9 protein-coding genes and 1 pseudogene are annotated in these 21,039 nt (G+C 65.0%); 5 read left to right on the top strand and 5 right to left on the bottom strand.

Translation table 11 applies throughout. From position 1 onward, the window contains the following. The first annotated feature begins 2 nt into the window (after window positions 1–2). The 5 genes and pseudogenes from D7Y11_RS16705 (at window position 3) to D7Y11_RS16690 (ending at window position 8,436) form a co-directional block, all read left to right on the top strand. On the top strand, window positions 3–719 hold the full coding sequence (locus tag D7Y11_RS16705; protein WP_126934184.1) for a hypothetical protein: 717 nt from the start codon (window positions 3–5) through the stop codon (window positions 717–719). A 25-nt stretch (window positions 720–744) separates the two neighbouring features. After that, a complete protein-coding gene (locus tag D7Y11_RS16700) occupies window positions 745–1,203 on the top strand; it encodes a hypothetical protein (RefSeq protein WP_126934183.1) in 459 nt (152 codons plus the stop codon). A gap of 717 nt (window positions 1,204–1,920) precedes the next feature. Then, a complete protein-coding gene (locus D7Y11_RS16695; RefSeq protein WP_126934182.1) occupies window positions 1,921–6,987 on the top strand; it encodes a hypothetical protein in 5,067 nt (1,688 codons plus the stop codon). A gap of 117 nt (window positions 6,988–7,104) precedes the next feature. Continuing rightward, window positions 7,105–7,260 (top strand): annotated as a pseudogene (locus tag D7Y11_RS45345) (DUF4236 domain-containing protein); the annotation flags it as partial. Window positions 7,261–7,326: 66 nt separating this feature from the next. Next, window positions 7,327–8,436 carry a hypothetical protein gene (locus D7Y11_RS16690; RefSeq protein WP_233607308.1) on the top strand — a complete coding sequence of 370 codons (1,110 nt, stop codon included), beginning with the start codon at window positions 7,327–7,329 and terminating at the stop codon, window positions 8,434–8,436. A 20-nt stretch (window positions 8,437–8,456) separates the two neighbouring features. Here D7Y11_RS16690 and D7Y11_RS16685 read toward each other — a convergent pair whose 3' ends face one another. From D7Y11_RS16685 to D7Y11_RS16665, 5 genes are all read right to left on the bottom strand, one after another. Beyond that, window positions 8,457–12,377, bottom strand: coding sequence for a M36 family metallopeptidase (locus D7Y11_RS16685; protein WP_126934180.1), 3,921 nt, complete (start codon window positions 12,375–12,377; stop codon window positions 8,457–8,459). Window positions 12,378–12,464: 87 nt separating this feature from the next. Continuing rightward, the gene (locus tag D7Y11_RS16680; RefSeq protein ID WP_126934179.1) at window positions 12,465–16,094 is read right to left on the bottom strand and encodes a choice-of-anchor A family protein; all 3,630 of its coding nucleotides are present in this window, start codon (window positions 16,092–16,094) and stop codon (window positions 12,465–12,467) included. A gap of 135 nt (window positions 16,095–16,229) precedes the next feature. Continuing rightward, entirely contained in the window at window positions 16,230–18,083 is a 1,854-nt protein-coding gene (locus D7Y11_RS16675) for a Hint domain-containing protein (RefSeq protein ID WP_120578747.1), read from the bottom strand. Window positions 18,084–18,144: 61 nt separating this feature from the next. After that, on the bottom strand, window positions 18,145–19,536 hold the full coding sequence (locus D7Y11_RS16670) for a S8 family serine peptidase (protein WP_233604788.1): 1,392 nt from the start codon (window positions 19,534–19,536) through the stop codon (window positions 18,145–18,147). 276 nt (window positions 19,537–19,812) lie between these two features. Next, the gene (locus D7Y11_RS16665; protein ID WP_120578746.1) at window positions 19,813–20,703 is read right to left on the bottom strand and encodes a sigma-70 family RNA polymerase sigma factor; all 891 of its coding nucleotides are present in this window, start codon (window positions 20,701–20,703) and stop codon (window positions 19,813–19,815) included. Between the last annotated feature and the right edge of the window lie 336 nt (window positions 20,704–21,039).

The following is a 21,039-nucleotide window of genomic DNA, read 5'->3' as shown; positions in this document are numbered from 1 at the left end:
CCATGTCACGGTCGCAGCCACGTCCCGCGCAGCCTTCCCTCGAAGCGATGACGGACGTGGTGCGCTCACCCGACGCGACCCGGGCGGACACCGACCTGCTCATCGCGGCGCTGCGACGGGCCCCCACGGAAGAGGAGACGCCCCGGGCACGGGCGGATCTGCTGCTGGAGTTGCTGGCGCCGGACCACCCGATGGGGGACCGCGCGGGCCGCGAAGGGGTGACGGTGCGGCAGGCGGCGAAGGACGCCCTGTTGGATCTGGGCCATCCCTACGCGCTGGAGTTGCCGCCGGAGGTGCTGGCTCGGGAAGCGCGGCGCCGGACGCGACTCGGAGGGTTCGGGGTCGCCGTCGCGACGGCCTCCATGCTCTACCAGTCGGGCCTCTTCTACGCGTTCCTGCTGCACGACGGCGTGGTGCACAACCAGTACTCCAGCCACCGCCCGCCCGAGCAGCTCACGCGAGACCGCGTGGTGCCGTGGGCGCTGTTCACCCTGAGCGGCTTGTTGCCGGCCCTGGTTTCATTGGGCGGCCATGCCTTGAAGCGCAGGTGGCTCCAGAACACCGGCTGGTCGCTCATCCTGGCGCAGGCGCTGCTTTGGACGGGGGTTGTCTGCCTTTCAATGGCCCGGATTGGCCCGTCCGGATTCACCGCGCTGGCGCCCTGGCACGTGGCGTGGTTGTGCGCCTGGACAATGCGTCCGATTATCTTGTTTAAATAGTAAAGTCATCTCTCCCAATCAGCGCATGCCTGTCAGCAACAGTGGCAACGGCTGGTTCAACGCCAACACGTTGATGGCGCTGCTGGAGGACGCGAAGAAGAACTACCGGGTGGACGCGGACCGCGTCTATTTCACGGGCCTGAGCGGCGGTGCCAACACCAGCATCGAGCTGGGCATGACGCAGGCGGCCCAACTGGCGGCGATCGTCCCCATTGCGTTGACCTCCACTCCGACGAACGACCCGAATGTCTGCGTGCTGAAGCCGCTGCCCATCTGGGCCTTCCACGGGGCCCTGGACACGCCCGGGCGCTCCACCAACCTCAAGGTCTGGCTGGACACGAAGTGCGGCGCGGGCGCGAGCGCGATGCGGCCTGTCACCGTCTATCCCAACGGCGGCCACAACGGAGCGACCTGGGACACGGCCTACGCGGACCTGTCCCTCTACGACTGGCTATTGCAGCAGCGGATCAGCGACCGGCAGTAGGCGTCCCGGGTTCTCGCCGGCAAAGACTTGCATTTCAGTTGGCCAGCGGCGCAAAGTGAGTGCTTCACCCCGATGGGAGGAATCAGATGCGCAAGCTTTTGCGGGTCCTGCTGGCCACCTCCGCCGTCCTTACACTCGCCCCAATCGCCTCAGCTCGTGCGGAGTCGTGTGAGACCGCATGTACCTGCGCGACTGCCTGCGGCACGCCCTGTACCCATGATCTGGGCGGGTGGATCACGTGTGGTCGGTGGGGAGGAGATTGCATCGGCAACTGCCTCCAAGCCGAACCCACGCCTTCGGTAGCCACCCGCGACGAGGACCCGCGGGACGAGGCGTCCGGCCAGGTCTGCAGTGAGGAGCATCCGGAGCAGGAAGGCTCCGCTTCCGTCGAGAGCTGAGTCAGGCCCTCCGAGCCTCGCCCTGACGCAATCAGGGGGAGGCGCGAGGCGCGGCTCAGCGGTGCAAGCCGTAGTACGTCTTTCGCGTCATCAGGTCCTGGATGCCGGCATCGGCTCCTGTGAGTTCGGCAGGCCACACGCAATCCGCGTCGGCACCATTGTGTGTTCGAATCGGGCCTTAATGCCTACAGTGTGCGCCGCTTCTTCTGTGCTGCACATGCGTGCGGTGTTCTCTCGCTGCTCTGCGGCGAGCTGCTGGGCCTGCATTCGCTCAAAATGTTGGATGCGGCGAATTCTCGATGGGACTTAGAATCAGAGGATGGCGTTAGGCAACTTTTGTGATGTTCTTGTTCTCACGGTAATCCCAGTAGAACTCGGAGCTCTCCAGCGGGCACTGCGGTGCGACAGTGGGCGCCCACGAGAGCTGGAGAATCAGACTCTCGTTTGGAACGCCTCAGTTGAGTCACCTGCAGGTGGGCGTACCTATTCCGTGTGCCTGGCCGCTATCGGAAGCCCTGGCCCAGAAGATGCCGCGGCTGTAACGGCAGACCTGCTGGTACGACTCAAGCCTCGCTTTGCCATCCTGGCTGGGATTGCGGCCGGTATGCGCGGCCAGAACAAGATCGGAAACGTACTTGTAGCTGAGAACGTCTACGCCTATGAGCGCGGTGCTCTCGACGTAGATGGATTTGTCGCGCGCCCGCGCGTCTTTGAACATTTCGAGCAGGATTTTTCTGTCCGCCAACGAATGACGGCGTATTGGGCTCAAGGTGCACAGCCTCAACCGGACGCGAACCTTGGGAACTTCATTCGCCCGACCCCTCCTCCTGGGAAGGAAGAAGAATTTGCCGTTCACGTGGCGGAAACTCTCCGCTTCAAGCCAGCAACAATCGCTTCGGGCAACAAGCTATTTCGAGATGGCAAGACTCTTGCTGAGATCCGAAAGAAAAATCATGGGCAAGTGGAAGCTGGGGAGATGGAGGGCGCCGGTTTCTGCCAAGCATGCCGAAACGGCGGGATCCCATGGGTAGTCGTAAGAGGAATCTCCGACTTTGGTGATTCTTTCAAGAGTGATGATTTTCATTTGCTGGCGGCGAATGCAGCTGCGGCATGTACAGTCGACTTGTTGCAAAAGGTCGTAGCCCTCAGCAACTCCGGGCCGGGCTGGGACGTTCTCGAGACCCATGGTGAATATCTGCGCTCCCGTACGCGCAGTGTTCTGACTGATAATTCAGCATCAAAACCTGTTGAATTTTCGCTCGCTCGCACGAGCCAGCAGCAACACCTTGCCGCTCGCCTGAGAGACGCAGGCCGGAATGCGGAGATGATTGTTGTCACCGGGGAGCCGGACGTCGGAAAGTCGGCTCTCACCGCTGCATCTGTGGAAATGCTTCGCGCAGAGTCTGCATGTGTGGTTGCACTGAGCTTGCGAGATCTTCCGAATACTCCCAGTGAGTTCGACCAGCAACTCGGAGCATCGCTTTCCACTGTTCTGGGTAGAGCTTCAGTGGCATCAACGCGAACTGTTGTTGTTGACGGTGCTGAAGCAGCGCTTGAGGGGAAGCGAGAGGTTCTCACGCATGTTGTAAGGGCGGCAGTGCGGAACGGCTTTGGTGTTGTCGCAGTCACCAGGGACGATGGCCGAACAGTTGTCAAGGAGACCCTTGCTGGTGCTGGTGCGTCTTCTAAAGAGTCGCCCGCCGAAGTCATCATTCCATCTCTGACCGAGGGCGAAGTTGCCGAGATCGTGCGCAATTTCGCGGTGTTCGAGCGTGTTGCGAAAGAACCGCGTGCACGCTGGCTACTCGGTAGACTTGGGCTGGTGGATGCTCTTCTGCGCAGTGGTGCTTACGCTGCCCTGCCGAACGGCGCGTTGTCTGAAGCGGATGTATTCGCGGCAGTGTGGGGGCGGCTTGTCAGAAGGGGGGAAACCCACTCGCGAGGCGACGCAACGCCTGATGGCAGAGAGGCAGCGCTAGTCTCTCTTGCGCGGCGGTCCCTCAGCCCCCAAGCGGCACCCATGCTGATGGAGCCTCTCGCTCTGGCATCGCTCCGTTCTGATGGACTACTTCTGTCACTGGGGCCGACTGCTGCTTGGCGGAATGGCGACGAGTTTGCGAATGATCTCATACGTGACTTTGCAATAACTCGGCTTCTTGTGACTTCGCCGCAGGAACGTCTGCTTGAAAATGCGAAGGCACCCAGGTGGGCGATCCGAGCGGCGCGTCTCGCCTGCCAAGCGATGCTCCTGCAAGCCGGGAGCGACACGGAGAGGGCGCGAACTGCGTCCCAAGCCTACTTCGATGCGTTATCCAGAGAGCACGGGGAGCGTTGGGCTGATGTTCCATGGGAAGCTCTGCTCACACTTGGGGCTTCGGCGCACGGACTCAAAGCCGCAGAAGGGGTGCTCATTAGCAATAAAGGCGTCGAGTTAGCCCGTCTCCTACGTATTGTTCAACAGCGCTTCTCTCCTGACGGTTTGGCTGACGAGTTGGTTGTAGCCCCAGTTATTGAGTTCCTCTGTGAGCACTGGAATGCTGTGAGAGGATTGCCTAAGAAGCTCACTGAGTCTTCGAACCAAGTGCTTGCTGCTTGGCTGACTGGGCTGGCTTCTCGCAGAGAACAGGATGTTCCAAATGCGCTTCGGGCCCGCGTTAGAGACGAGTTGTTGGTTGGCAGCCTGAGTTCTCGCGATAAGCACCTCATTAATTGCCTCGGTCTGCTTGGGCCTGACTTGGACTCGCGCGTTGAAGCACAACTCCGAGGCTTGGCCGCACGCGCCCCACACGAGCTGTATCCGTGTCTGGAAAATTCAGTCGCACCGCTGTCGCTCGCTGTACACCATCCTGCTCTCCTGATCTCATTAACTGAGGCCTATTATATTGAGAGGCGAGAGCCGGATGATGACCCATGGTCATACCACGAGATGTTCAGCATGGGCATTCGGGGTCATCAAAATCATGGCTTGTTGGCATCGCTAGCTGCGTACTACTATGGGCCGTTTTGGAGTCTCTTGTGTGCTCACCCGCGCGAGGGCATATCATTGGTCAACAGGATGCTTGATCATGCGGCGCGCCATCGCGTTGTGCATGGTGCCAAAGATCCGACGATCATTCCAATAGTGAATCTCCCTGGCATTTTGGTGGACTTGCCAAGCCAGGGGGTTCGCCATTTTGTAGGTGATGAGAATGTCTGGGTTTGGTATCGAGGTACGGGAGTGGGGCCCTATCCTTGTGTTAGTGCATTGCTTGCGGTTGAGCGTCTGGCGGATCGGCTGATTGCCAGCAACATCCCAGTTGCCAGGGTGGTCGAACTGCTTCTCGCCGACTGTCACAATCTCGCGATGCTCGGTCTTGTTGTGGGCCTGCTGATTCGCCATGTCCACCTGGTCAAAGATGAACTGGATGTATGGTTCGCCAACCCCCTTGTCTGGCAGATGGAATTCAAAAGGGTTACACACGACAAGGTCGGTTTTCATGTTCAGGGCAAGGATGATGGTGATGTTCCTGGAAAGGAGCGCCGTCAATGGCTTCCTCAGGAGCTCTCAGCTTATCTGGTGTCGCGTGCACTCATTGCTGATGATCAGGCGACCTTGGCCAGGTTGTCGAAGGTCGCTGATAAGCTGAGCGAGCGAGCGGAAACGATGGTCGGGCCCGCAGGAGCGGGTTCTCAGCTTGACGGGGGAACCGGGGAAGTCCCGAGTCAAGGCCCAGATTTCCTAGGTGGTGCGAATGATGCCGCAATGGAGGCTCACGATTATCTGCTGACGGTTCAAGGCTGGGCGAGCACGTTGCGAGGTTCGCATTACCGCATTGATCGTCTCGGAGGAGTCAGTGCCTTTGTGCACGAGCTGCCTGACCTGGTTGCCAACAGGACCGCTGTTGCCAGAGCCGAGCAGGAGCGAGGCAATGCTGCATGGCGGATGATGGATATTTATGGCACGACCCTGCCACAGTCCCCGAGTGACTCCCTTGTTGGAGACATCGCACTCGCGCGCAGCTTTCAGGCAAATCCGCCAAGCTCCGGCCCGCCCGAACCGCGCAGCGCGTCGGTTGCAGTAGCCGCAGCCGCGGTTCAGTTTCATGCGGCCAAACAGATTGCGCTTGGTAGGGATGACTTGAAGTGGGCGATCACTACGCTCACCTCGGCTATACATGGGCCCAACGACGACACGCTCATCTCAGAAGCCAGCGTATATCCCATGGGGATGGATCGCATTGCTGCTCGAGGACTTCCAGTCATTCTCTCGATAGCCGATGCAGAGGTAGACTTCGGCCAGCACTCTGCGGTTATAGATGCGATGCGTTTCTTGATGAAGAGCCCGTTAGACGAGGTTCGTCGGACTCTTGCAACTGCGTTCTCGTTTCTATGGCACGCCCCATGTCGCTTGATTGGAAATGATAAGCCCACCTGTATTCATGGAGAGGCGCTTGCTTGCGTTCGCGATGGAGCTCGATACGTCCGGATGGGAGCACTTGAAGGGGGGATGCGAACGATTGCAGTGCTTGGTGAGAACGTTGAGAAAGCACTGAGCGCCGTAGCTGTCGAGGATCTTCTGCTGTCTCGACTTGTGGGGCCTATTGTTGCTACGACTGCATGTGCAATGTCGAAATGTTGTGTCGCGGGTGAGGCAGTGCGGTTGCGCGACGCGCTGTTCGAAGCCCACCAGCGCGTTAGGCCTCATCACATTGAAAAGAGGTTCCGCGTCGATGCCCTTGATGATCTCGCTATCGTATCTGCGCTGCTCGACTGCCTGCCGCCAAAACCACTCATAGGTCATGTGAAGCAGTTTGTGAGCGCGCCTTCCGCGTTGAATTGGCTACTTCGGGAACTTGCCACAGTCGCTACAGAGAGCCCCCAGCGTCGGCAGGCATTTCGGCGGGTATGGCCGGTGGTGATGGATATTGTTCTTGATGCAGTCCTTCAAGAGGAGGATGGGAGCTGGGATCATCCTTTGACGGCGATTGGCGTCGATCGGCTCATACCGAGCCCTTGGCCAAGTGTTAACGCAAGGAATTTGGAAGCCACGATGCGCGAGGCCGCTGACGGTTGGCCTGTGGTCGCCGAACTCGCCACGCGAATTGATCGCTGGCTGCCGCTCGCTGTCGGTAATGCGAGTTGTGTGGACGCGCTTGTAGGCTTTTTAGGTACGGCGCCGATGCATGAACAGGCCACTCGCGGGTTGTCGTGGGTGGCTGCGTTGCTTGATGGGAGTTTTGGCGAGATCGCGAGCCGCTCATGGCTCATTGTCGACTGGCTTGAGCGTGTGCGGACATCCGGCCTACTCGGTGAGCAGGACATGCGGCGCTACCAGCACATCGTTGATGGGCTTGTTGGAGCTGGCGATGCCCGTGCAGTACGACTTCAGATGGCGATTGAGCAATAGGTAGTGAGGTGGCGCGACTACACCTTTCGAGGTATTGCCCCTCCCCTGAGCGGCGTGCGTGACTTCCCGTGGACTGATGCCATAAATCAAGGCATCGGCGTCCGGAGGCGAGCGCGCATGGGATTTCGGTTTCGCCGAAGTGTGAAGCTGTTGCCAAGTGTCCGACTCAACGTGGGCCTGGGACGTTCCTCTGTGAGCGTGGGAGGGCGTGGGGCACGGGTCAACTTCTCCTCGAAAGGGGTTCGTACGACCGTTGGCATCCCAGGAACAGGGATGTCCTGGACGTCGAGTTCGCGAAGCTCCAACCCCCGAGGCTCTCGGGCCCCCTCCGGACGCGAGTTGGCCGCGCGGCAACGCAGGGCTGAACGTGAAACGCTCAAGGCCCAGGCGGAGCAGGAGGTCATGGAGGAGGCGCGGGAGCATGAGGACCTCATCAACTGCTGGCGCCAGATGCCCGCGCTTCCCACGGACGCTGAGTACCGTGCCTCTTTGAATGAGCGGCCTTTCGCGTGGCCCGTCCCCCAGGCGCCTGACGAGGCCCAGGAGCGACGCCAATTCCGCGAGGAGATCCAACGGCGTGTCCTGCGCGATCGGAGCGACGGCGGGCGTTTCATCCTCTTGGGGGTCCTGGCCATCCTGATCTTCAAAGGCGTGGACAATCAGTTGCAGGAAGCGATGGGGTCGGGCGCCGCGGTCCTGGGCCTGTCGCTGGGCCTGGGACCCGTGATCGCCTTCGGGCTCAAGCGCTCTCTAGAAATTCAGCGCTTCTGCTCCGAGCGCTTCGAGGAACATTGGCCAAAGCATTGGCAGGCTGCGCAGAGGGCCTTTGCGGCGAAGCAACAGGCTCTGCTGGACTGGCCCCTGGAGGAGCGGGAACGGATCGAATTCGCGCGGCGTATCCTGGATGGCGAGGTGGAAGCCGTTGAAGAGGCTGTTTCAACCTGCCTTGAGGAACTTGACTTTCCTTTCGAGACACAGGCCCGCGTCGGTGTCGACGACAGCCTCCGGGCCTATATCCTGCTCGACCTTCCGGAGATTGAGGACGTCATTCCCGAAGTCAAATCGAGGGCGCTCGCGAACGGCACGGTCAAGGAGGTGCGGCGAACCCGGCAGGATCGCAACGCTGACTACCTGACGCTGGTGAGCGGGCTCGCACTTCAGCTTGGACGCTCCGCGTTTTGTGCCGGCCCGACCCTTCAAACCATCCATGTCGCTGCATACACACAGCGAAGGCCGCGGGGGACCGGCGCCGTCCGGGATGAATACGTCTACGAGGTGGCCTTGGAGAGGAAGGAGTCGGCGCGGTGGGCAGCAGCCACCGTGGACCCACTTGAGGTCTTCAACGTCGCAAAGGGGCGGTACGACCTGCGTGACAACCAGGAACTGAAAGCCATCAGCCCTCCAGACTGGACGGCCGAAGTGACTGGCGGATCTGAAGTTGCGGGGTAGGGCGTGAGCCACGCACCGCCTCAACGCCCGGCCCGGCGCAACGCAAGGCGCCGGGCCGCGAGCATTCCGACCAGCCACCCCACCCAGGCGGTGGAGGGCTCTGAGGTAGGGGAGGCACTGGCGCAGCCCCCGCCCCCCACGTTCGGATCCGGATCCGGGTCGGGATCCGTCGTCGGGTCCTCGGGCTTGACCCGGATCTCCAGCGTGTCCGTGTCAACGAGCAGCGGACCGACGCTCACGGTCAGCTCGAAGTGCATCGGCGTTTCGCTCGAAACGATGGGCGCCAGGAACCATGCGGACGCGGTGCCTCCGCCCGTCAGCTCCACGGGCGGACCATCGAGCTGCCGCCACGTGTACGTCATCACGGTCCCCGACGCGGTCGAGTGTCCCGAGCCCTGGAGCGTGACCGCCGCGCCACTTTCGACGAGCTGATCCTCACCGGCGTTGGCGCTCGGCATACAGGTGCCCGCGTTGGGGATGACGGCCTTGAACGGCTTGCCGACCACGCCCGACAGCACGACGTTGTCCACCTCCCAGCCATGGGACTCCACGTACCAGGGGGAGCCGAACCGGAACCGCAGCTGGACCGTCTTCCCGGCGAACCGCGAGCCGAAATCCAACTTCGTGCCCTGGTTCATCCGTGGCCAGAGGCTGCTCTGCGCGACGTATGCCTGCTGTCCGCCCAGGGGGTTGCTCGTGGTCGAGTCGAGCTTCCCCCCGTACCCCGGTTCGGCATGCTTGCTCACGTCCTCCCAGGTCTGGCCACCGTCCTGGGTGAGCTCGATCACGCCGCCCGTCCAGAAGGTCTTCTGGCCCGTCCAGGAGTCCACGTCGAAGGCGAAGCGATGCCGGTGGTCGAACGTCACCGTGAAGGGCACGGAGCCCGACACCGTGAGGCGGGGCGACACCAGCGCCGTGTCCGCGAGGTCCGGGCCGTCCGCGATGAACCAGACATGGTTGGCCGCATCCACCGTGCTGTCCGGGGCCAGCACCCGCTGCCACGCCTGGTCCGCGGCCCCCTTCAGCACCACCGTGCTCCACGCCGTCGAGGGGCTCTCGAAGGTGTCCGTCGTGGCAGCCTCCTCGTCGTGGTCCACCTTGAGGACGTGCCGGAGCGGAACCGGGGCCTGACAGAAACCGGAGCCGCTCGGAGTGAGCGTCAGCTCCAGGTCCCGGGGGCGCGTGGGAGCGACGGCCAACTCGATGGGGATGGCCATGGAGATGGAACCGAAGGGCGGCACCGAGGGGACCCACAACTCGCCCGTGGGGAGGATCACCTCGCCGGGCCGGTTGCTGACGACGGTCACGGGGGTCCCCTCGGATTTGACGGGCCCCAGGTTCGTGATCTTGAGGTGCAGTGAACCCGCCTCCCCGGCATCGAGGATGCCATCCGGCACCGCGTCGCACGTGCGGCGGGCATCATCCACCTTCACGAACTCGAATCTCAGGTCCGCCTGGACCGTATAGGCCTCGTGGATCTCCGTGAAGTTCAGGGACCTGCGTGGAGGGGAACGGGCGCAGGTGCCCGCGCCCCGCCCCGCGAAGGCCTGGGCCAGGAGGTCCATGTCGCGCGGTTCCTGGCTGCCAGCCGCCATGAGCAACGCGTCGCGCTGCTCCGTGAGCGTGGGGTCCACGGGCGCCGCCACCATCCCGGCGACGACGTAGTCCGCCATGCGCCGCTTCGCCTCCGCGAAGGACGAGCCCGTCTTCTCGGCCTCGTCGAGCAGCGCCAGGTAGCCATCGAAGAGCATCGAGGCCCAGACCTCGCCCGCGTTGTGCGATTCGGAGTTGAACCCGCCGTTGTCGCGGAGCGGGGGCTCCACGGGAAGGGTTTCGTCGTCGCTGAGGTGGCGCAGGCGGAGCGCGTTCTTCGTGGGGTCGCGGGAGTAGGGGACCCGGCGGATGCCGTAATAGAGGCTGTCGCCAAGGACATGCGCGGCATATCCGCCAATCCCATACGTGCCGTTGTATGCGAAGGCGTCTTTCTCCCGGACCATCAGGTGGAGCGCGATGAAGTCCCCCCAGCCCTCGCTCTGCGCGAGGCACACGGGCAGGTGGCAATCCACCAGCCGCAGGTGGAGCAGGTGTCCCCACTCGTGCGACACGATGGTGTTGTCAATCGTCCCGTCCCGTTCAGGGTCTGACATGATGCTCATCGTCCCCGCCACCGGCCCATTGGCGAGCAGGCCCTTCAAGGTCTGCCCCGTCTCATACGAAACGGACATCAGCGGAAGGGTGGGATCGAGCAGCGGATCCGACTCGAACATGTTGGGGGGAGGGGCGCCCTCGGTGTGGTTGAGGACGATGAGGCCGGCCGCTCCCGCGGCCTGGGCATTCACCGCCTTGAGCTCGTAGGAGCAGTTGCCGCCCCGGTCGGCCAGGACGATGGCGCCCGAGACATCATTCGTCAGCGCCTGGCACGCGGTGGTCACCGACGCGGAGCCGCTCTGCGCCAGGACGAGCCGGAGCGAGTCCAGGTGGAAGGTGCGTGGGCCGAAGTTGGCCCGGCCCGTGGCGTAGTCCACCTCCGCGACCTGGAACGACCGGGTCTCTGGCATCTCAAAGAGGTACATCTCCATGCGGGGAGGCAGCCCGTCATCCGGCACGTAGATGGCCGCGTTGTTGCGGACCTGTGGGTTGGGCCCCTGATTCTGGGCCTCGGCGAGCAGCGCGTCGCCCTCCAGTCCGCCCCGGCCGTGGTTGTTCCGCTGCGCGTTGCCCTTGGCTTCATTGAAGCCAGACGCGTAGTAGTAATCGTGCAGCCAGTTGGTCGTGTAGAAGAGGCTGGTGATGGCGGCCTGCGTCTGCGACGGCCGGGCCAGGGGGCCCAGCGTGGGCTCGTAGTCGTAATGGAAGTCCCGGGTGGCGGGATTCACGAAGGCCCAGGTGTCGGAGCCCTCGGTATAGCCATCCGGGTCGGAGTGGTCCGCATAGGCGGACACGTTGTTGCCGGAGGTGGTGGTCGCGCCCGGAGGCAGCCACGAATCCACTCCGCCCGCATGGGCGCGTCCGTCCACGGTGATGTTTCGCGGGGACTCGAACGTCTCGTTGGGAATTTCATTGGGATACGGCGTGAAGTCCCGCAGGGGACCGTCCTGGGGCGTTCCGTCCGCGTCCGCCCAGACGCGGTAGGAATAGCTGTCATGGAAGATGCGATTGCTGCGCTGGAGCGTGCCACCCTGGTCGGCATCCACCAGGTACTCGTAGCCGCGCCGGCCTTCCTGCCCGGTTCGCTCCGCGAGCACATCCACGGACCAGGCGGGCACGAGCCGGTCCGCCTGGGGGAAGTACACCTGCCGGACCTCGGCGGGGACGACCAATGAGACGCCCGCGCGCTTCACGCCCCGGCCGGAAGCGAGGTCGAACCGCTGGCGGCCCGACGTCGTTGCCTCCGCCCGGGCCACCACGGCCGTGTCCTCCAGCGTGATGCCGTAGAGGTCTCCCAGCGTGGCGGCCACCGCCTGGGCTGCGGACGTCCGGAAGGCGCTCCGGGCTGTCGCCCGTGCACCCTCCACGCCGTCATGCAGGTTGCCGGTGATGGCGACGAGCGACAGGTCGCGCGTCATCAACACCTTCAGCTCGTTGCGGACCACGTCGATGCCGCCCACGCGCTGGCGGAAGGCCACGATGATGCCGCCGCGGCCCGTGTCGTGGACCCGGTGCACGAAGGCGGCTTGCAGCGCGGTGGGGGACAGCCGGTACAGGGACGCGTGCTGCTCCAGGTACCGCCGCGCGGCGGCTTCAGGCGTTTTCTGCCCAGGGCGGGCGGCAGGTGCTCCCAGCGGTGCCCACGCCATCGTCGGGACGCCGCGCTCCGCGTCCCTGGCGACGACGGTGAGAGGCTGTGATGCGTCCGTGACGTCCCCGGCCTGCGTTCCCAGGCCGGGGACCTTGTCAGCGGGGGCTTCCGCCGCGCAGCCCATCCAGAAGGCGAGCAACATTCCTCCCGTGGCTGTGCGGCTCCTCAGATTTTTGAGCACCTTGGGCCCCCCATGTCGCGGTTCTTCGCGGACGCGTGAATCCTGCCATCAATCGCAGATGTCGGTATCCCGCAGCCGGCTGAGCTGTCCGACGGCATTGCCTTTCAGTGAGCGTGCGTAGATTCCACCCACCCAGCTCCCGCCGGAGAAGTTGACGTTGGCATTCGGGGCAAGAACCGTGCCGTAGAAGCCATAGTCATAGGCAGTGAGGCTGGTGGCATCCGGGAAGTTGAAGAGGACGCCGTGCTCGTCGATGCCGCCGCTGAAGGCGTGTCCGAAGTTGGTGAAGGTCGCGGACGTGCCCCGGACGTTGATGACCACCAGGCTGTTGGCGGGCGCGTTGATGGACAGCAGCGTGGCGCCGGTGAAGTACGAGGCCTTGACGTCGAAGACATTCACCTGCTTGTCCGTGCCGGTGAGCATGACGCCACCCCAGGACTCGCGCGTGGCGGTGCCGTTGGCGGGCCGGGCGCCCAGTTCAGCGGAGAGTGCCCGCAGGGCGCTGCCCTGGTTGGTGAAGTTGATGGGCGTCGCCCGGGCCACGTTCCCACGGGGATAGAAGACGTTGGGTTCCTGGGCGAGCTTCCCGCCGTACCGGGCATCCCCCCAGACATAGCCATTGGACAGGGAGAGGGTCCCGCCCGCGACCAGGACGTTGGCCGTGTCGGTCGAAGGCAGCTTCTCTCCCACGGAGAAGTTCAGGAGGGAGATGTTGCGGCCCGCGGCCAGCTTGCCCTGGACCTCGTTGCCCTGCTGGTAGTCCTCCAGCACGAAGAGGTTGTACTCGCCCAGCCGGATCGGGATGCAGGACGCGGAGCTTTCGTCCCCCACCGTGACGGTGATGCTGGTGAGCACCGTGCCGTTGCGGATCATGACGGTGGCCATGCCCTTGGAGACGCCCGTCAGCGTGCCGTCAGGGGTGATGGTGGCGATGCTCGTGTTGGAGACCGAGTAGAGCGTGCCTCTCGAGGGCGAGGAGATATCCCTCACCACGCCGTCCGTGTACTGGCCGTTCGCCACCAGCTTCAGCTTCGCGCCGGGGCCTCTCAGGACGGCATCCCCGTTGAGAATCTGGATGGAGCTCAGCTGGGCGGAGCTGCTGACGGTCAGGGGGAGGCTGGCGGAGCGCACCATCCGACCCTGGCTGTCGATGCCGAACGCGACGAGCGTCAACGCGCCGAGCGCCTGCGCCGGAATCCGGAACTGGGTCGTGAACGGCCCCGACTCGAGGACGGAGGCCGCGCCCTCGGTCAGGATGAGGACGGTCTCTGGCTGGAAGCCCACCGCCCCGGCGACGCTCACCGTCACCGTGCCGCCCGGCGAGACCACGGTGCCGGGCTGGGGGGACGTGATGACCACGGTGCCCGTGGCGGCGGTGGCGATGGCCTCACGGGCGCGCTGCGGGGTTGGCAGCGCGGTGAAGCCCGCGCAGCCATTCACCGTGGGAACCGTGCTCGGCCTGGGGATGGAGGTGGCGAAGAGCGGTCCTCCCACAGGGCTGTTGAGCAGTTGGAGGATCCGATCCCGGTGGCCCGCGTTGATCTGGACCTTGAAGTGCTCCGTGTTCCGGTTCGCCAGCGTCACGGTGAAGGGGGTGATGGCCGTGCTGCCCGTCACGGCGCCGCCCTGCTGTTCCGCGGTCCCGGCGAAGATGTCGTGCGGGTCGTTGCAGAACAGCGTGCTGTCGGGACCCAGGATGAGCTTCTGCCGCAGCTGCAGGGACTGGCCGCGGGAGTCCGGATGGTAGGTCTCCATCTGCTGGTAGAGCACCTTGATGCCGTCCGGAAGGAGGCCCAACGTAGCGGTCCGTTGCAGCGGCTGTGCTCCCTGGCCGGTGATGAAGTGCGTGGGGACGTCCGTCTGCCGGAGGTTGTTGATGAGCGCGCTGCCCACCTTGAGGTCGTCAATGGCCGAGCCGCCATCGACGTCGAGCGAGATCTTGTGGGGTATCGCGAGGGCGTCCCGAACCAATCCCCAGGGGCCGGAGGGCTCGGCCTTGAGGATGTCGCGCATGCGGACGAGCTCGGTGGCCATGCGCGTCCCCTCATGGGGCGTGTTCAGGCTGATGAGCCGGTTGATGTCCCCCTCCTTGAAGGTCGCGACGCTCCGGTAGTTGGCCGAGTCGACGTACTTGCGGGTCAGCAGGCCGCCCGCGCCGTGGGCGACGACGTCCACCTGGGTGACGGCGTTCTGGCCCTGACGCATCTTGGTCAGCGCCGAGTAGATGGCGTTGGGGACCGCGAGCTCGTTGGCCTCCAGGGTCAAGCTGGCCGAACTCGTCGCGGAGTAGTCCGCGCACGTCGTCTGGAAGAGGCTGCTCGCGGCGAGGCCATCCGTCGCCTGCCAGGCGGCGCACGAGGACCAGAGGTCGTGGACGAGCACCAGCGGCGGCCGGACGATGGAGAGCTCGACCGTCGACGTGTAGCTCGCTCCCGACGCGGGTGTGTAGATGCCGGAGAGCGTCACCAGGCGCGAGGTGGCGGTCTCGAAGCCCCCGCTGTTGAAGTCCGGGGGGCTGGTGTAGAGCGCGAACGCGTAGTGCACGCCGCCCACGGGAACGGTGGGGACGGTGACGGAGGCCGCCCGGGTGGTGGTCCCGACCGCGCCCAGGCCGCCGTTGGCCGGGCTGGTCCCGCTGAGTGAGAAGGTCATGGACCCGGCGGAGGGCATCTTGGCGCGCACCAGGACCTGCGTCACGCCGTCCGCGGCCACGCCCTGGACCGGGGGAATCGCCGCGGAAGACGGCGCGGACAGCTGCGTGACGTCCGTCACCACGGCGCCCGTATACGGGTGGATGAGGGCCGGGTTCGGGTTGACCACCTCCATGCTGGAGAAGGTGATGTTGTCGATGACCACCGCGGAGTCGAGGACGCCGTCGCCCAGGTCGCTGATCTCGAACTCGATGGTGACCTGCCCGCCGCGCAGGACCTCGAAGTTGACGGTGCGGAAGTCAGTGATGCCCGCATCGGGGAACAGCATGATTTCAGGCGGGTAGGTGGCCGGGAAGAAGTCCACCCCGGACGGGTCGTCAGAGAACAGCGTGTCGTAGCCGGTGCCCGCCGCGCGCGTGGAGGAGACGTCGAAGAACTGCGCGCTGTTCACCGACGAGTCCGCGACGGTGCGCGTGCCCAGCCCGTCGATGACGCGCGCGGTGAACGTGTCGTTGTACTGCGTCCCGACATACTCGGGGGACTCGGCGCTGAGGAACCGGAAGTCGAAGGTCACCCGGTTGCTGCTGGCCGGCACGTTGAGCGTGACGCGGTAGAGGACCTTGTCGCCCTCGACGCCCTCGGGCGGGTAGTCCGTGCCCGGCTCCGGCAGGTTGGCGACGTTGATGTTGCCCGTGCTCATGATGAACAGCGAGCTGCCCCTGCGCGGCGTGATGTTGCCGTACGACGGCGCCACCATGGCCGCCTGCGGATTGGGGCTGGTGAGCGACGCGCTCGCTACCACCCCCGCCGGCAGGTCCAGCGCGGAGTTGACCTCCGCGACGGTGGCGAGCGAGGCCTTGACGGTGCCGGGCTTCGCCAGGGCCTTCTTCGCGATGCGCTGGCGCTCGGCCAGGGCCTCCGCGCTCAAGACCCGGAGGGGCTTCTCGGGAGTGGCGGGCTCGGGAGGATCTCCGCACGCCGCCAGGGCGACGAACAGCGGGAGCAGGTAGGTCTTGAACGGCTGCATCGGGTTCACTCCGTGACGTTGAACGCGTGGGTGCTTCGCGAAAAGGGAAGGGCGTCCCCACGGCGGCAACGGCACGGCCACCCCACGCTCGAAAGCCGTGGGGTGGCCGCATCAGCCATGCCGTGGGGGCTGGGGTTACTTGCGCTGGAGCGACAGCTGGTAGTCGCGGTGCCAGCGGCTGGGGAGCCGGGCCAGCATGTCGCCCGTCTTGGGCTGCTGCGCGATGGCCTCGTACTTCTTCTGGATCTGCCCGTCGCCCACCAGGAAGCCGTTGGCGTACACCGCCGTCTGGTCTTCACCGAGCAGGGCCTTCTCCGTCTTGGAGCCGACCTTGACGTTGTAGACCTTGCCGGTGAACGCCTCGCGGGTCACCGCGGTGAGCTTGCTGGGACCCGTGCGGGTCATCACCAGGTCCCCCGTGCGCAGGTCGCGGGCCTGCACCATGCCGCGCGCCACGGCCTGGATGGGGTGCATCTCCGTCATCAGCAGGCTGCGGCCCGCCTCGTCGTGGATGCGCACCATGGGGGTCGTCTCGATGCCGACGGCCGTGTCCATGATGGTGAGGGACGGGTTGTAGGGGTTGGTGACGTGGTCACCGGCCTTCAGGGACTCGATGGCGGCCGGCTTGCCCTCGGCCATGGCGATTTCGGTGCCCTCGGCCAGGCAGCTGTTGGTGACGGTGATCTTCTTGAAGACGTAGTCCGGGCGGACGGCGGCCGGATCATTGCTCAGGGTGATGGAGGAGCGGTACTTCGTACCCGCGGAGATGAGCGGCAGGGAGATGAGCGCGGTCAGCTTCGCGGAGTCCTGCATCTGGCGGCAGCCGTCATCGAAGAAGGCGGCGTTGGTGCCCGTGAGGTCCCAGGAGAAGGTCTTCTTGTCCGTGCTCAGGGTGACGCGGTTCCAGAACTGGTTCATCTTGCCCACGAGCGTGTTGCCGTCGGTGACGTCGCAGCCGCCGCCCGTGTTGGTGAGGATGAGCTTGAGGTGGCCGGCGTCCGGGCGGGCCACGCCCGAGTTCAGGTCCGCCTTGAGCTGGGTGATGACGGCGTCGTCGAAGACGTGGCTGCTGGTGACGGAGATGGAGCCCTGCAGCGGCAGCTTGACGGAGTTCAGGTTGCCCGTCAGGTCGTAGTCGCAGTCCTGGGTCCAGGTGCGGTTGAGGCACACGGAGATGAGGTTGTCGTTGAACGCGACGTCGAGCGGCGCGAGCACCGTGAGGCCGCCCAGGCGGGGCGCCTCGTTGACGACGGGGCCGCCTTCGACGCCCATCTCCGTGAAGATGTACGAGTCCGTGACGTTCTGGCCGGCGGACTCCTCGACCTTGTAGGAGGACACGCGGTAGCGCTTGAGGGTCGTCAGCGCCAGGTTGCCCGTGGCGTTGATGGTGACGTTGTAGCCACCGTCGAACTCCTCGCGCCACGCCAGGTCGCCCAGCGCGTTGCCGCTGGAGTCCGAGTAGCTGGTGTCGACGTAGGTGTAGATGGCGCCGCCCGGGAAGGTGGAGCTGGCGGTGCCCAGGCCATCATTGGCCACCGCGGTCGTCTCACCCGTGCTGGCCTCCTCGATGAGGTGCATCTCCTGGCGGTCCGCGGTCCCCACCAGGCTGTTGGCCTCCGGGGGCAGCAGGCCGGGCGCGTAGCCACGGGCCACCTGGTCCTGGCGCCGCTGCTCCAGGGCCTTGAACAGGTAGGGCGAGTTCTCCGGCGTCTTGCCCGCGAGCTTGAGGCGGGACAGGGCGAAGCGGTGCTGCGCGGGGTCCGCCAGGTTCAGGCGGATCCGCACGTCCGGCTTCGCGATGGAGTGCAGGTACTTCTGGTCGGAGAGGTAGGTGGTCCACTCGGCCCGGCTCAGCCGGCCCGGTTCACCCAGGCCCTGCTGGTTGCGGCCGTGGAACTCCGGCGTGGACTCCTGGGGGTTCGACGTGCAGCCGGACAGCAGGCTCAAGCCGGTGCCCGCGAGCACCAGATAACGACGCATGCGCATCATGTTGCATCCTCCTTGCTTCAGACGATGGGGTAGGGACGCGAGAGACGAGACGGCTTGAAGGTCACTGGCAGGCGTCGGCGTAGTCCGGGCAGCAGTCGCCGTACTGGACGCAGCTCTCTTCGCAGAAGCAGCCGTAGCCGGGGCCACCGCACAGGCCCCTGCAGCTGGCGACCGTGTTGCTGCAGGTGTAGTTGCCCTGGTTCAGGTCGCTGAAGAGGAAGGTGTTGGGGGAGCCGCGCGTGTCCGTGACGCACTCCAGGCTCGCGGAGCCCTTGACGTTGGCCTCCACCTGGGTGGTGCGGGCGTTGAGGTGGTCCGTCAGGTATTGCGCGGCGACGCCCGCGACGTGGGGACTGGCCATGGACGTGCCGTCGATGACGTTGGTGGCGGTGGTGCTCCCAATCCAGGCGCCGAGGATGGTGACGCCCGGCGCGAAGATGTCCACGCAATTGCCGAAGTTGGAGAACCACGCGCGCCGATCACTGTCGTCCGTGGCGGCCACGGTGATGGCCCCGGGCGTGCTCGCCGGAGAGCGGGTGCACGCGTCCGTGGACTCATTGCCCGCGGCGACGACGAAGGTCACGCCCGCGTTGATGGCGTTGGTGACGGCGGCGTTGACGGTGGGGGACATCCCGCCGCCCAGGCTCATGTTGGCGACGCAGGGGCCGTTCTGGGTGGCGCAGTTGGAGCGGACGAAGTCCACACCGGCGATGACGCCTTCCCACGTTCCGCCGCCGCCACAGTTCAGCACGCGGACGGGGTGGATGCGGGCCTTCTTGGCCATGCCGTACTGGGTGCCCGCGGCCGTGCTGCTCACATGCGTGCCGTGGCCGTGGCAGTCCTCCACGCCGCGCCCGTCGTTGATGGCGCTGAAGCCGTTGCCGATGCGGCCGGTGAACTCGGTGTGGGTCGAGTTGATGCCGGTGTCGACGACGTAGAGGTGCACGCCGAAGCCGGTGCGGCCGTGGTCGTTGTAGATGCCGTCGCGGCCCAGCCGCTGATCCACGCGGTCGGTGCCGTCCGCGGGGCTGGGGAAGGGGGTGTTGATGCTGACGGCCGCGTTCTCTTCGATATAGGCGACGGCCGGGTTGGCGCGGAGCCTGGCGAGCTCCGTGGCGTCCAGCTTCGCGGAGAACCCGGGCACGATGGAGTACTGGTGCATCAGCGCGTTGGCGCCGCCCGCCTGGACGACCTCCGCCACCGCGGTGTCGATGGCGGACGTGTTCACCTCCGACTCGAAGACCACGATGTACTCACCGGAGATGGCCAGGCCCGGAGGCGCCGCGTTCAGGGGCGCCACGCGGCTCATGAGCTTCGCCGGCGGCGGCGTGCCGACGTCCTGGGCGCCCGGGTCGCTGCATCCGCCCAGCGCCAGCGTGAGCATGCCCATCCAGGGCAGGAGTTGGCTTCTCATGGCGGTGGCGCGGCTGGGGCGTGTCTGGTTTGTCGACATGTGGCCTCCTGTGCTGCAGGTGTGGATGTGCCTCCGGCGTCGTGGCCGTGGGGGCCGAACGCGCTCGGGCGGAAGGTGGGTGATGGGTGATGGGTGCGGTGGGGCAGGGGCGGGTGCCGTGCTCCACCAGGGCGATGCTGTGTGCTGTCCGGCACAGACCGGGTGTTCGCGTCTTAAAGACGCGACCCGGAATCAAGCTATGCAATCTTTATCAGAATTCACGAGGAGTGAATTGTTATTGCGTGGCTGTGCGGCGCCGCATCGTGGAAAACCGCATCAGGCCTCCGTGAGGATGCGGCTGAGGCTCAAATCGAGCTGGCTCTCCACGGAGCGCAGGACGCTGGTGAAATCCTGGGAGGAGAGGTCCAGGCGTTCCTTCAACAGGCGCCGCGTCTCGTCATGGACGTCCTGCTGGGCGCTCTGGAGCCACCGGGACGCGGTGGATTGGTTGACGTTGAACAGGGCGCCAATCTTGGTGGTGGACAGCCGGTCCACGAAGTGGAGGCGCAGCAGGTACCGGGGCTTGCTGGACAGGGCGGCGAAGGCGTCCTCCATGGCCTGGCGGAACTCGCCCTCGTAGCGCCGCTGGATGGCCTCCGTCTCTGGGTCTCCCACGGAGGCGGGCAGCGACTCGAGGATGGCCTCGTCGCCCGTCGCGTCCTCCTCTCGCGCCGTGCGCAGCAGGCTGAGGGCGGTGCGCACGGACACGACGCGCAGCCAGTTGGCGAGCGGGCTGCGGCCGGAGTACTCCGAAATCCGAGGAGGCCTGTTGGTGCGCACCAACAGGTGTTCACGCACCTGTTGCCGGACGTCATCGAGCACGGACTCCGTCAGCTTCATGTGCCCCAGCGTCGCGGGGATGCTCGCGATGTAGCGCCGCTCGAACGCGGCCAGCGCCACGGGGATGCCCTCGGCACAGGCGCAGGCCAGGTAGAGGTCGCCGGGAGTGAGCTGAGCGAAGATCCCTGCGATGCCGGTTCGGACTGACGGACTGGGAGTGTGTGTTGCCAGGGAGGCAACGAAGGCGTCCTGGGAGAGGGGAATGTCCGGCCAGGGCCGACATCCCTCCGCCCAGACCTGTCGCAGCAGGCCCTCCAGGGCTTCGAGTTGCACTGCCTCTTCGACGTGCCAGCTCGCGCGCGACAGGAACGCTGGTGCGAGTTTCATGTTCCCCCCCTTCACACGACGACCTGATTATGCCTTGAGTTCTCGTTTTAAGGCTAGTCGTATGCTCATGGCCCTCTGGAACCACGAAACATCGCAATGGATCCGGGTAAGCGTTCACGGGGTGGTGCTCGACTGAGGGGGTAGTGAGGCAGCGAACGGTGGGCCTCACCACGCTCGACGTGGGCCGGGGGCGGCTTAGAAATAATGGAACGTGGCCACTCCCGACCCAAGAGATGCGCGTATCGCGGAGTTGGAGCGACTGCTGAGCGCGGCGCTCGCGCGAATCGAGCAGCAGGAGGCTCGCATTGCGCAGCAGGAGGCTCGCATCGCGGAGCT

This window comes from Corallococcus sp. AB018 (assembly GCF_003986945.1).
GTDB lineage: Bacteria > Myxococcota > Myxococcia > Myxococcales > Myxococcaceae > Corallococcus > Corallococcus exiguus.
This window is presented reverse-complemented; position numbering and strand designations above follow the sequence as displayed.